Genomic DNA, 12,417 nt, shown 5'->3' on the forward strand with positions numbered 1-12,417 from the left:
GGAGAGGACACCGCCCGTGCACGTCACCCGCCCGAACCGCACCGCCCTGCGGAAACCGCTGACCCTGCTGATAGGCGTCGCGGCGCTGGCCACCTCCCTGACCGGGACGGCCGGCGCCGCGCAGGCCCCGGCCCCGGCCCCGGCCCCGGCGCAGTCCGTCACGACCGCCGCGGCCGTCACCGCCTACGACGACACCTACTACAGCCCCGCGATCGGCAAGACCGGCACCGCGCTGAAGGCCTCGCTGAACGACATCATCAGCAAGCAGACCAAGATCTCCTACAGCGCGGTCTGGGACGCCCTGAAGAAGACCGACGAGGACCCCAACAACTCCTCCAACGTGATCCTGATCTACACCGGCCGCTCCCAGAGCAAGGCGGACAACGGCGGAAACGTCGGCGACTGGAACCGCGAGCACGTCTGGGCCAAGTCCCACGGCGACTTCGGCACCACCACCGGACCGGGCACCGACATCCACCACCTGCGCCCGGCCGACGTGCAGGTCAACAGCATCCGCGGCAACAAGGACTTCGACAACGGCGGCTCCGCGGTCAGCGGCGCCCCCGGCAACTACACCGACAGCGACTCCTTCGAGCCGCGCGACGCCGTCAAGGGCGACGTGGCCCGGATGATCCTGTACATGGCCGTCCGCTACGAGGGCGAGGACGGCTGGCCCGACCTGGAGCCGAACAACAACGTCAACAACGGCACCAACCCCTACATGGGCCGCCTGTCGGTGCTCAAGCAGTGGCACCAGCAGGACCCGCCGGACGCCTTCGAGAAGCGCCGCAACCAGGTCATCTACGACACCTACCAGCACAACCGCAACCCGTTCATCGACCACCCCGAGTGGGTCGCCTCCATCTGGGGCTGACCCCCGCCCGGCTGCCGGCCCCGGTACCCGCTTCGCGGGGCCGGCAGCCAGGTCGAGCAGGGCGGCGGCGCATCCGGGGCTCGAGGAGGAGCCGGGGGCGACACTCTCGGCCCGGTGCCGCGAAGAGGAACCCCGCCCTGCGGTGTGCGGCGTCCCTTCCCGTACGGCGCGCCTGTCGTCAGACCGATTCCAGCAGCGCCGTGCAGGCGCCCTCGGCACTCCGCCCCTCAACGGTCCCCGGAGGCGTGTGGGCAAGGAAGTCCGCAGTCGACCCGTTCAGCACGAGACGCCCCTCGGCCAGGACGGACACAAGACCTTCACCGGTCCCGACGAGGGGCAGGTGACCTTCCGGAACTCCTGTGCGCGCCGGGCACTGTTCCCGTTGATCGCGTCCGCCGTCCTCGCCTTCACCGCCGCCGCGACGGCCGCGGCCGGCCCTGCGGGCCCGGCCCGCCCCATCCCGTCGGCCTGCCCCGAACCCGTCCGACTCCTCCGGGCCTTCGCCCTCACCCCACCGGTCCGGGACACGGCACACGTCCTGCACCGGACGGCCCGGCGCCGCCGCCATCGGGCCGCCGCCATCGGGCCGCCGCCATCGGGCCGCCGCCATCGGGCCGCCGCCCGAGCCTGCCACCAACACCGACACGCGTTCCACGACCAGCCGTGACCGGAACTACGGCTGCCGTGTCATTGCAACCTCAAACACGCTTTGACGCATAGCGCGCGTCACCGGAGTGAATCATTCGCCGTCGCCCGAGTGACGCAAGTTCACATGGAACGGCGACACGGACGCGAAAGGCCCGACGCCTCCCCCGGGGAAGGCGTCGGGCCCAGCGCGAACACGCCGACGGAAATCACCGGCGCGGGCTGGCCGTCATGCCGGACGGACACCCGCTTCGCCCCCGGCGGGGGCGGGGATCACGGGCTGAGCTTGATCGAGTTGTAGGGGGTCAGGTCCACGTCCACATAGGTCCAGGGCTTGATCTTCGAGCCGCAGTCAACGCCGTTGTACCCCCGGCAGAGCTGCACGGTCGCATCACCGGTCTGGTTGTTGAAGACGCGGTGCGTCCCGTACTCGTTCACCAGGTTGTGAGCGCCGTAGGTGTAGTACTTGTGCTCGGTTACGCCGTTGTTCCAGGAAGCGCCCTGGTAGATGCACACGTAGCCCGAGGGGCACCCTGCGTAGGTGCCCTGCGCTCCGAGGGTGCCGGCCTGGGCGGTGGCCCCCGTTGCCGTCACGACCCCGGCGACGAACGTGAGCGTCGCTGCGATACGTCCCAGCTTGTTCATGTATTCCCCCTTTTGTTGCAGCGATGGTTGTTCGAGCCCGGCCCGCTGCGCGCGCCGGGTCTGTCGGGGCGTCGGTCCAGTCGGCCCGCCGAACAGCGTGCCGGAGGGCCGCAGTCGACATCGGGGCCGTCGTCCTGCCCCGACAGGCTGCGGCGACCGGACCGGCGAGGTGGATTCTTTTCGGCTCGGACCCGCACCTCGAGCGAGGCAGGTGCCGGAAACGGCCGTACCGAACCCACTGCCCGCTTGCCGGACAAGCCGCGTCGCGGGTGAACGTGCGCCCCGCTCCCGCGCCCGGCCGTCGGGCATGCCTCACACGAGGCGCGTCAGAACTTTCGTTCTCATTCCCCCTTTCGCTCTGCCTCGGGGCAGAGACGGGTCCGATTCCGCGGCGGTCGGTTCGACCGGCCGGGCACTTCTAGAGATTCGCACTGCGAGGCGGCCGATGTCATGCGATGGCCGATGAGAACTGCAGCGTTTTCGATAAGCTTCTGTCCATGGTTGCAGGTGAGGCGGCGGAAGAGTCCGGTGGCGCGGTCGCAATGTCGTCGGCGGAACCCAGCATTCACCAGTTGCGATTGTTTCTGGTGTTGAGCGAGGAGTTGCATTTCGGCCGGGCTGCGACCCGGTTGTTTATTACGCAGTCCGCTCTCAGCCAGCAGATTCGCAATCTTGAGAAGCGTCTTGGGGTGGCGCTTTTCGAGCGTTCCAGCCGGGCGGTCGCCCTCACTGAGGCCGGCCGGGCGCTGCTGCCCGAGGTCCGGGCGGCTGTCGAGGCGATGGTGCGGCTGCGGCGGTCCGCGGATGTGCAGGGGCGCCATCTGTCCGGTCGGGTGAGGGTGGGCACCGTCGGTGCGGAGGCGGCCATGCCGCACACCCGTGCCGTGCTCCGGGCACTGCTTCACCGTCATCCCCGCCTGGAGGTGGAGGTCTTCGGCCTGAACTTCGCCGACCAGTGGGGTGCCCTGTACCGGCGGGAAGTCGATGTGGTCTTCCTGCGACCGCCGGTGCCGGGTGACATTGAGGTGCACCACCTGGCGAACGAGTCCCGCGTGGCCTGCCTGCCCGGCGACGACCCCTTGGCGGCCCGGCCCCGGATCCGTCTCGAGCAGCTCGCCGGGTACCCGGTGGTGAACGTCCCCCCGCAGGTGCCGCGTGTGTGGTGGGACTTCTGGGCCGTGGATCCGCGCCCCGACAGCAGCCCGGTGCGGTACGGTCCCGTCGCCGCGGATCTGGAAGCGCTGCTGCACACTGTGGCACAGGGCGAGGCCATGGCCTTCCTCCCCGCCGCTGCCCGCGACCTCTTCCACCGCCCCGGCGTCGGCTACGTCGACGTCGACGGCCTGCCGCCGTGCACTTCGGCTCTGGCCTGGACGTCCGAACACCGTGACAGCCCCGCCGTCGCGGCCGTACGCCAGGCCGCGCGATCGGTTTCGCACGGACGCGCCCGCCCATGACCGTCCGCCATCCGCGTCGGCTGCCACGGTCGCTCGTCATTAACCCCAACCGCCCTCGTTGCACCGCTCGATCGGCTCTGCCTCACATGCGGTGGCGACGGAGCGTGGCCGAAGTCGTTGGACTGGCTGAACCGCCCCGGGTTGTGGAGTGGTCCGCGTGCCCGTCCGGGGTGTCGTCCGCGCGGACGTCCGCCCGGGCCCAGTCGTGTTCCCGGGTGCCCTTGGCGCCGTGCCCGGACACCCCGCTCGAGCGCGTTCTTCACCATGGTGACGGCCTGCTCGGACTTGGTCGCGAACACGACCTCCTCCGGGACACCGGCCACCGTGCGGCGTTCCTCGTCCGCGACCCGGCCCTTCGGCAGGTACAGGGTCCGGTCGATCACCCCCCATGCCGGCTCGGCCACCGCGGCCAGGTGTACCGCGACCTGGCACAGCCCGACGCCTTTGATCGCTCCGAAGTACCGGCGTCCGGCGCCCACGCAGCCGGTCGAGGACTTCGCGTCCCCGGTCTCGTCCGCGACCAGCGCCACGTCCCGACCGGCGAGTTCCCGCACCACCGGGCGACCTCCTCCCCGGCCCGCTCGTGGTCGAACCTCGCCCGGGAGAGCAGGTGCTGCAGCCGGTGCGGGCCCCGACGGCCCAGCGCCTGAGCCGTGGCCTCCACGGCCACCTGGTCTTGATACGTCGTCGCAAATGTTCATGACCACGGTGGCCGTGTCCATGCCCGCACCCACCCCCGCAAGCCGCTGACCGGCACGGACACCGGAACTACAGCTGCCGTGTCCGAGCAGGGCGCCCGTCCTTCCGGGTTGCACCCTGTTACCGGCCGACGCGGGCGATCCCCGAGGGCACGGCACAACGCCCGGGCCCGGGCCGGAGGAATCCGGCCCGGGCCCGGGCGTTGTGCCGCGGTCGCGGTTCCCTACTTGACGGAGGGGCCGACCTTGACCTTGATGACGCTCCCGTCACGCGCTTCGTCGACGATGCGGATGCGGGTGTTGGTGTCGGTCAGCTTCACGCCGCCGGTCGGGTTCGACTCGTACCAGTAGGTGCCCCGGTGGTCGTCGAAGACCGGGACGCCGCGCTTGCCCTCGACCTTGGCGGCGACACCGTTCTTGTGCAGGACGAAGCCGTCGGTCGGGTACGTGGAGAACGGCGAGTCGTAGGCCTGGATGCGGTTGCGCATCAGCGTGCCGTCCGACCACTTCTCCGGAGCGGCGTGCGCGTCGACCGGGAGGAGCCGGCCGGTGCCCGGGTGGGAGCCGACGTTGTTGTCCGTCTGCGAGGTGTCCCACAGCCAGACCAGCAGGCCGTTCTGGTACGGGAAGTGCTCGACCCGGTTCTCCTCGGTGTCGAGGAAGCCGAAGTTGTACGGGCCGGTGCGCAGCACGGCGTCGTAGGAGACGTACTGGCGGTTCTCCGCGATGTAGTACTGGGCGTAGTCGTCGCTGAAGGACGCGCCGATCCGGGAGAAGCCGCCGGCCGTCCAGCCGTTGTCGCCGTTCTCGGCGCCGTCGGCGAGCAGCTCCCGGCCGTCGGCGGTCAGGGTGATCGCGTCGGCCGCGAAGCCCTTCTGCGCCACGCCGCCGTCGGTGGAGTAGCGGAAGCGCAGCTGGAACTTGCTGCCCGCGTAGGCGTCCAGCGGGTAGACCAGGTCCTGGTAGCTGTCGACGGTGCCGGTCAGGGCGGGCTTGTCGCCGCCGTCGCGCGGGATGGCGTTGCCGCCGGTGGTGCCGTCCAGCGGCGTCCAGTTCGCCCCGCCGTCGGTGGACACCTCGGTGTAGAGGTAGTCGTAGCCCTCCTCGATGTCGTACCAGCCCTTCAGGGACAGGCTCGCCGATCCCTTTCCGGTCAGGTCGACCTCGCGGGTGAGGGTGTTGCGCAGGTCGTCGCCGCTGCCGCTCCACCACTGGTACGAGCCCTCGGCGGGCGCGGTGATCTCGGTGCGGACCGTCTTCTTCGGCAGTTCGACGACGAGCGCCTGCTTGTTCGCCGTGTTGTACTCGGCGACGCCCAGGGTGTGGGAGGAGGCCGTGGCGGCCTTGGCGGTGTCGTGGTCGAGCCAGCCCAGCTGCAGCTTGTCCCAGGCGGTCATGTCGCCGGGCATGTCGCCGATGGAGTCCTCGCCGGTACCCAGCCAGGAACCGGACGACATCAGGGTCCAGAAGCCGGTGGAGTTCTCGCCGGCGTAGCTGGTGTCGTAGTGGTCCGGCAGGCCCAGGTCGTGGCCGTACTCGTGGGCGAAGACGCCCAGCCCGCCGTTCTCCGGCTGGATGGTGTAGTCGCCGACCCAGATGCCGGTGTCGCCGATCTGGGTGCCGCCGAGCCGGTTGTTGTCCGGGCCGGTGGAGCCGGCGTCGGTGCCGTAGGCGTACCAGCGGTGCGCCCAGATGGCGTCCTCGCCCTGCGCGCCGCCGCCGGCCGACTCGTCCTCGCCGGCGTGCACGATCTGGAAGTGGTCGATGTAGCCGTCGGGCTCGTTGAACTCGCCGTCGCCGTCGTGGTCGTAGCGGTCCCACTGGTCGTGCGCGGCCAGGTCCGCCTTGATCTCGGCCGCGGTGCGGCCGGCGGCCTTCTGGTCGGCGACCCACTGGTTGACCGCGTCGCGGACCAGGTCCCAGACGGTGGAGCAGGTGCTCTGACCGCAGAAGTTGCTGCCGTAGCGGGCCTCGTTGTGGTCGACCTTGACCCAGTCGGTGACCGTGCCCTCGATCGAGTACCGCCCGGAGGACTGCTTCTCGTAGTACTTCGCCATCGACTCCTTGTCGGGGTCGTGCGAGAAGTACAGGTCCTCGAAGTGCTCCCGGCTGAAGTCCTTCTGCCAGATGGTGCTGTTGTCGGTGGAGCGGTCGGGCTCGGCTATCTCGTTGTGGGCCGGGCCGGGCGTGCCGCCGTACTTGGGGTCGACCGTGTCGCCGAACTCGGCGAGGATCGTGAAGATCCTGTCGGTCTTCTCCCGGGCCAGCTCGACGTACTTGCCGTCGTCGAGCTTGACCACGCGCGAGTCACCGCGGTCCTTCGGCTTGGACTTCCCCGACAGCACCTGCTCGATCGCCTGCCGGCGCTGCGCCTCCTGGCGCTCGCTCAGCGGGCCCTTCAGGTCGTGCTCGACGTGGGCGGCCCCCGGGTCGTGGCCGACGACCGGCTCGGGCCTGGGGACGGCGGACGCGGCCGACGCGACCGTCAGGGGCAGCGCCGTGGCGCCCAGCGCGACGACGGCCGCGGCCACAGCGGCGGACCTGACGGCCTTCCGTTGAATCTTCACAGTGTTCGGGCCTCCTTGGGGAGAGGCCATTGCACCGGAGCGTCGAACAAAAATATAGACCTTGAATTGAACATGATCAGAACGTACGATGACCGGTCAACCTGCTTCGGTTAACGGACACTTGACCCGCCGCCATCGCCGGCCGTCCACGTCCGCCGGGCCCGTACTCGCCGGTCCCCGTACTCTCCGGACCGATCACCCCACCACGCCCCGCCCATGCGTCAGTCATACGATACGTCGATCCGCTTGGCACATTATTTTTGACGGGGTTCCCGTGGCCCGCCCCTCGGGGAGCACCGGAACGGAGACCACCCGCAAGTGGTGGCAGGATCGGGAGCATGGCAACCGTTTCCGGCGATTTCGAGCTGACCATGGACGAACTGCGGGTCGTCGCACGCTATGCGGCGGAAAGCGCCCAGGACGTCCTGCCCGCGTTCGAGGAGGCCGTTCCCGGTGATCCCCGCCCGCGCGCAGCACTTGACGCCGCGTGGGAGTTCGTCAACGGCGCGAGAAGGACCAATCTGCAGCGCGCCGCCTCGCTGGACGCGCACCGGGCCGCGAAGGAGGCGGGCACCGAAGTGGCCCGCCTTGCCGCGCGGTCCGCCGGTGATGCCGCTTCCGCCGCCTATCTGCACCCGATATCGCGAGCCAACCAGGTCGGGCACATCCTGCGTGCCGCAGCGAGCGCCGCCCGCATCGGCGAGCTGAACGCAAACGGCGACCCCGCCGTCGGAAGCATGCTCGTCGAACAGGCTCGGCGGCGCGCCACGCCGGAATTGATCTCCGTTCTCTCCCGGTACCCCCTCGCACCGACCGCGAGGAACCGCGTCGCGCAGCTCATGAGCACCCTGGACGCCGCCCTGCGCGCGAGCGCCTGAACATCGCGGACCGCGTCGGCCGGCGATCCGCACGCGTCCGCATCGGCCCTCTCCGACGGGTCCGCCGGAGGACGGTCCCCGCGGGCCACCGCCTGGGCCGGCCACTGTTGCGGCCCGGCTCCGGGGGCGTCCGTCCCGGGGACGGCAAGGGCCCGCCCGGACGTCGAGTCCGGACGGGCCCTGCACGCTCCCCGGCCGCGCCGGGGACGGTCGGTCAGACCCTGGCGCGGAAGACGGGCAGGTAGCCGCCGGCCTGGCCCGACTTGTTGGGGTGGTAGGAGTTCTCGACCGGGACGGTCAGGCTGTGCAGCCAGGAGCTGCCGGAGCAGATCTCGTGGCCGCTGAAGGTGCCGCGCACGTCGCCGAAGCTGTAGCCGTAGGCCGCGGCGCGGGCGGAGACGACCCTGTTGAGGTGGTCGGAGGCGTCGTTGAGCGCGGCGCGCTCGCTCTCGCGCAGGCCGGCGATGCAGGTGCCGTTGAGCATGTACAGGCGCGGGTAGCCCATCACCACGACCTTGGCGTTGGGGGCCTTGCTGCGGATCGCCGAGTACATGGTGTTCAGCCGGCCCGGCAGGATGCTGTCCATCTGCGAGCGGGCGGTGGCCACGGCCGACAGGCAGGCGCTCTCGTTCTGCAGGACGCAGGTGGTCATGACGTCGGCGAAGCCGACGTCATTGCCGCCGGCGCTGACGCTGACCAGGCCGGTGGAGGAGTTCAGCGGCGCCAGCTGCCCGCTGGTGACGGTGCTGGTCGTCGCACCCGAGCAGGCGGTGAAGGAGAACGAGGAGGGCGCGTTGGCGGCGGCCCACAGCGCCGGGTAGGAGTTGGCGCTGCGCTTGCAGCTGCCGCTGTCGCCGTAGTCCCCGGCACCGGTGCCGGAGGAGTAGCTGTCGCCGAGGGCGACGTAGGCGGGGCCCGCGGCGGACGCCGACGAGGCGCCGGCCAGGACGCCGACGGAGGCGAGGATCACGGCGGCGAGCGCCGAGGCGGTACGGCGGAACAGTTTCATGGACCCTCCTGGGCCGACGGGGACTCGAGATGTCCGGTACGGCTCTCAAGTCCCGTGCGGGCGCGAGGTTCCGTCCCGTCCGATGCCCGATCGCCGTCTCATGCCGCACACGCTGACAGGTACCCGTCATTCAATGACGAGTACCTGTCAACGTGTGATCGTCGTACCGGACGGTAGCGGAGCCCCCAGGTGCTGTCCATGCTCCGCGCACACTGTTCTTCCGCCGTTTCCCCGTCGCTCCCGCACGTCGTCCACCTGCGAACACGTACGCACCGGACACTGTCCGGTCATCCGCCGAGTTACCCGGAACACCCCGTTCCGGCACGACTCGCGCACCATCGCCCCTACGGAACAAGGGGCCCGGTGGACGCAAGCGCACCGCGCACCTCCGGGGGCCGGACGACGGCGGCCCCGCCCGATCCGGGCGGACTCACGGTGGAGGTGCGGCCGGAGCGCGGCGTCAGGACGGGGGCTCGGTGGGGAACGCGCCGGTCCGAACGGGGACGGCCTGCTGCGGTCCGCGCTGCTGAAGGAGCGTCACGGCGTCCTCGACGCGGCCGAGGTCGATCAGGTGGCCGGCCAAAAGGCCTCGGACGGCAGAGGCGTGCGGCCGGAGGACGGTGACGGCCTCCTCCGTCCGGCCGGCCTCGGCGAGCAGGTCGGAGATCGCCCAGGCCGCGTACCAGGTGTCGCTCTCGGGATGCGCCCGCGCCAGCTCGACCGCTTCGTCGAGCAGGCCGCAGCCGGCCATGAGCCGGAGCCGCATCCTGAAGAAGTCCCACTCCCCCTCTCCGTCGCGGCGCGCCCTGAGGGCGTCGAGGTGGGCCAGGCCGTCGCGGGCGCGGCCGTGGTCGGCATACAGGGTGCACAGCGTGTCGACGAGCCAGTCCTCCGCACCGCCGGGCGAGTCCACGAGTGCGCGCATCACCTCGATCGCCTCGTCGCCCCGGCCGTGCCGGGCCAGGAGCTGCGCCAGCTGCACCGCACCGTGGCTCTGGGGGGCCGGCGAGTCGCCCGGCTGCCGGTACACGGTGATCGCGCCTTCCACGTCACCCCGCTCCTCCAGCACCTCGGCGAGGCGTTGCGAGGCGTGCCCGTGGTACTCGGACGCCGCGTACGCGCGCAGCTCCTCGATCCGGTCGTGCCTCGCCAGCAGATCGGCCAGCTGGTCGCGGCCGTTGAGGGAGGTGACGCGCCGGGTGTGCAGCAGGGCGACCGCATCGTCGATGCGGTCCTGGCGTTCGCGGACCGCGGCGAGCAGGCCGATTGCCGTGTCGGGGTCGAGGCCCCGGCAGCGCCAGGGGGCGTCGCACCGGTGCCGGGCCGGGATCCGGGCGGCCAGCAGCGCGGCGACGTCCTCGTCCCGGCCCGCCTCTTCGGCGATGTCGACCAGAGCGACGGCAAGGATCCGGTCGTCGATTCCGGCGCTCAACAACACGACCGCCTCGTCGTCGTGTCCGTGCCGGGCCAGCAGGCGGGCGAAGAACTCCAGCGCGAGCCCCCCGGCCTCTGCGTACGACCGGGTCGACGCGATCGCCTCCTCCGCCCGCCCCCAGCCCTCCAGGAGTTCGGCCCGGGCCCGGGCAGCCGGCCACCAACCCGTGGCGAAGTACGGAGCAAGCACCTCCAACGCCTGCTCCTGCAGCCCCTGATCACCGAGCAGCCGCGCCCACTCCCGCGCACAGAACCATTCCCCGCGACCGGCCTGGAACTCGACCTCCTCGCCGTGGCCGAGCTCGAGGAGCCGGGAGACCAGGAGCGGGGGGATGCAGCCGGACAACGTCCGAACCTGGCGGTCGAGATCAGCAGCGTCCATGGCAGCGCACCCTAGCCGCCGCTTCCGACGGAGCCCGTCCGTGCGCGGCCCGGGGCGGGCTTCGGGGTCAGCTCTCGCCGGTGTCCCCGGCGAGGCCCTCGGCGAACTCCCACCAGGACAGCGGCACCCAGTCGCCGCCGATGAAGCCGTCGACCGACGAGCCGCGGCCGCGGACGGCCACCGGGGTGCCCGGGGGGTAGACCGTGCCGGACAGGCCGGGGACGGCGACGAGGAGGGTTCCGAGACGCTGTGGCACCGGTTCGTGCCCCTTTTCGAGGTTGGTTGCCGGACGGGAAACGGGTCAAATCGCACGTTAGTCGATTTGTCGACTCATCCCTAGAGGGGGAGCATGAGATACGGGTCACGCGGGACGGACGGCTGTCTCCGCCCCGTGCTCCCCGGCCGCACGAGGCCGTTTCGGCCGGTGGCGGCACGCCGCCTCCGGCACCATGCACGCATCGTCCATCAGGAGGTGGTCGAGGTGAAGGCCGTCGTCTACAAGAGGCCGTTCGAGGTAGCGGTCGAGGACGTGGAAAAGCCCGGGATCAAGCACCCGAACGACGTGATCGTGCGCGTGACGTCCACTGCGATCTGCGGCTCGGACCTGCACATGTACGAGGGCCGCACCGCTGCCGAGCCGGGAATCGTGTTCGGCCACGAGAACATGGGGATCATCGAGGAGACCGGCGACGGGGTCACCTCGCTCAAGCAGGGCGACCGCGTGGTCATGCCCTTCAACGTCGCCTGCGGCTTCTGCAAGAACTGCACCGCGGGGTTCACGGGTTATTGCCTCACCGTGAACCCCGGCTTCGCCGGCGGCGCCTACGGCTACGTGGCCATGGGGCCGTGGGCGGGCGGCCAGGCCGAGTACGTGCGGGTCCCCTACGCCGACTTCAACTGCCTGAAGCTGCCCGAGGGCAACGAGCACGAGACCGACTTCATCCTGCTCGCCGACATCTTCCCCACCGGCTACCACGGCTGCGAGCTCGCGGGCGTCTCCCCCGGTGAGAGCGTCGTGGTGTACGGCGCGGGCCCGGTCGGCCTGATGGCCGCCTACTCCGCCATGCTGCGCGGCGCCTCGAAGGTCTTCGTCGTCGACCGGGTCCCCGAGCGGCTCGACAAGGCCCGCGAGATCGGCGCGATCCCGGTGAACTTCGCCGAGGGCGACCCGGTGGAGCAGGTCAAGGAGCACACGAACGGCGAGGGCGCCGACAAGGGCGTGGACGCGGTCGGCTACCAGGCGCAGGCACGCTCCGAGAAGCAGGGCGAGGAGCCCGCGGCCGTCCTGAACTCGATCATCGAGAGCGTGCGCCCGACCGGTGCGCTCGGCATCCCGGGCCTGTACGTCCCCTCCGACCCCGGCGCCCCGAACGAGCACGCCAAGCACGGCATGCTGCTGGTCTCGATCGGCAGGCTCTTCGAGAAGGGCCTGCGGCTGGGCACCGGCCAGTGCAACGTCAAGCGCTACAACCGGCAGCTGCGCGACATGATCATCGAGGGCCGCGCGAAGCCGAGCTTCGTGGTCTCCCACGAGCTGCCCCTGTCGGAGGCGGCCAGCGCCTACGACAAGTTCGACAAGCGCATCGAGGGCTACACCAAGGTGGTCCTGCACCCGCACCAGTGACCCTTCCCCTGGACCCCGGGCCACCGGGGCGCCGGAGGGGGCGCGGCCCGTGCACCGCCCGGCGGTGCGCGGGCCGCGCCGTGCCGCACCGCGCCGTGCCGCACCGCGCGATCGTGACCGAACAGCAGCGAAAAACGGTGCCGCCCCGTTCCACGCCTGCGGCATGATGATCGTTTCTTGGGGGGGCAGTGAGAGCACGGCCCT

The 12,417-nt window shown here is 70.8% G+C and carries 9 protein-coding genes; 4 read left to right on the plus strand and 5 right to left on the minus strand.

Annotated features, from left to right (window positions below; all coding sequences use genetic code 11):
* Window positions 1-97: 97 nt before the first annotated feature.
* Window positions 98-874, plus strand: coding sequence for an endonuclease (locus GQS52_RS03160; RefSeq protein WP_259371028.1), 777 nt, complete (start codon window positions 98-100; stop codon window positions 872-874).
* A gap of 918 nt (window positions 875-1,792) precedes the next feature.
* Here GQS52_RS03160 and GQS52_RS03165 read toward each other — a convergent pair.
* A complete protein-coding gene (locus GQS52_RS03165; protein ID WP_346268220.1) occupies window positions 1,793-2,113 on the minus strand; it encodes a hypothetical protein in 321 nt (106 codons plus the stop codon).
* A gap of 593 nt (window positions 2,114-2,706) precedes the next feature.
* On the opposite strand from GQS52_RS03165, the gene GQS52_RS03170 reads away from it, so the two are divergent.
* Window positions 2,707-3,621, plus strand: a complete 915-nt coding sequence (locus GQS52_RS03170) for a LysR substrate-binding domain-containing protein (RefSeq protein ID WP_182316178.1) — start codon at window positions 2,707-2,709, stop codon at window positions 3,619-3,621.
* 922 nt (window positions 3,622-4,543) lie between these two features.
* Here the strand turns inward: GQS52_RS03170 and GQS52_RS03175 are convergent.
* Window positions 4,544-6,886 carry an immune inhibitor A gene (locus GQS52_RS03175; protein WP_259370540.1) on the minus strand — a complete coding sequence of 781 codons (2,343 nt, stop codon included), beginning with the start codon at window positions 6,884-6,886 and terminating at the stop codon, window positions 4,544-4,546.
* Between the two features lie 338 nt (window positions 6,887-7,224).
* On the opposite strand from GQS52_RS03175, the gene GQS52_RS03180 reads away from it, so the two are divergent.
* On the plus strand, window positions 7,225-7,764 hold the full coding sequence (locus GQS52_RS03180; protein WP_182311563.1) for a putative immunity protein: 540 nt from the start codon (window positions 7,225-7,227) through the stop codon (window positions 7,762-7,764).
* A gap of 214 nt (window positions 7,765-7,978) precedes the next feature.
* Here GQS52_RS03180 and GQS52_RS03185 read toward each other — a convergent pair whose 3' ends face one another.
* The 3 genes from GQS52_RS03185 to GQS52_RS03195 all read right to left on the minus strand — a co-directional run bounded on the left by GQS52_RS03185 (window position 7,979) and on the right by GQS52_RS03195 (window position 10,845).
* Complete coding sequence (locus tag GQS52_RS03185; RefSeq protein WP_182311564.1) at window positions 7,979-8,773, minus strand: SGNH/GDSL hydrolase family protein; 795 nt, start codon at window positions 8,771-8,773, stop codon at window positions 7,979-7,981.
* 460 nt (window positions 8,774-9,233) lie between these two features.
* Window positions 9,234-10,589, minus strand: coding sequence for a hypothetical protein (locus tag GQS52_RS03190; protein WP_182311565.1), 1,356 nt, complete (start codon window positions 10,587-10,589; stop codon window positions 9,234-9,236).
* Between the two features lie 67 nt (window positions 10,590-10,656).
* Window positions 10,657-10,845 (minus strand): hypothetical protein, encoded by a 189-nt coding sequence (locus tag GQS52_RS03195; RefSeq protein WP_182311566.1) that lies wholly within the window; start codon window positions 10,843-10,845, stop codon window positions 10,657-10,659.
* Window positions 10,846-11,070: 225 nt separating this feature from the next.
* Here GQS52_RS03195 and GQS52_RS03200 point away from each other — a divergent pair, with 225 nt between their 5' ends.
* Window positions 11,071-12,213 carry a glutathione-independent formaldehyde dehydrogenase gene (locus tag GQS52_RS03200; RefSeq protein ID WP_182316179.1) on the plus strand — a complete coding sequence of 381 codons (1,143 nt, stop codon included), beginning with the start codon at window positions 11,071-11,073 and terminating at the stop codon, window positions 12,211-12,213.
* Window positions 12,214-12,417: the final 204 nt, after the last annotated feature.

Source organism: Streptomyces sp. SCUT-3, assembly GCF_014083985.1.
In the GTDB taxonomy this organism is placed as follows: domain Bacteria; phylum Actinomycetota; class Actinomycetes; order Streptomycetales; family Streptomycetaceae; genus Streptomyces_H; species Streptomyces_H thermolineatus.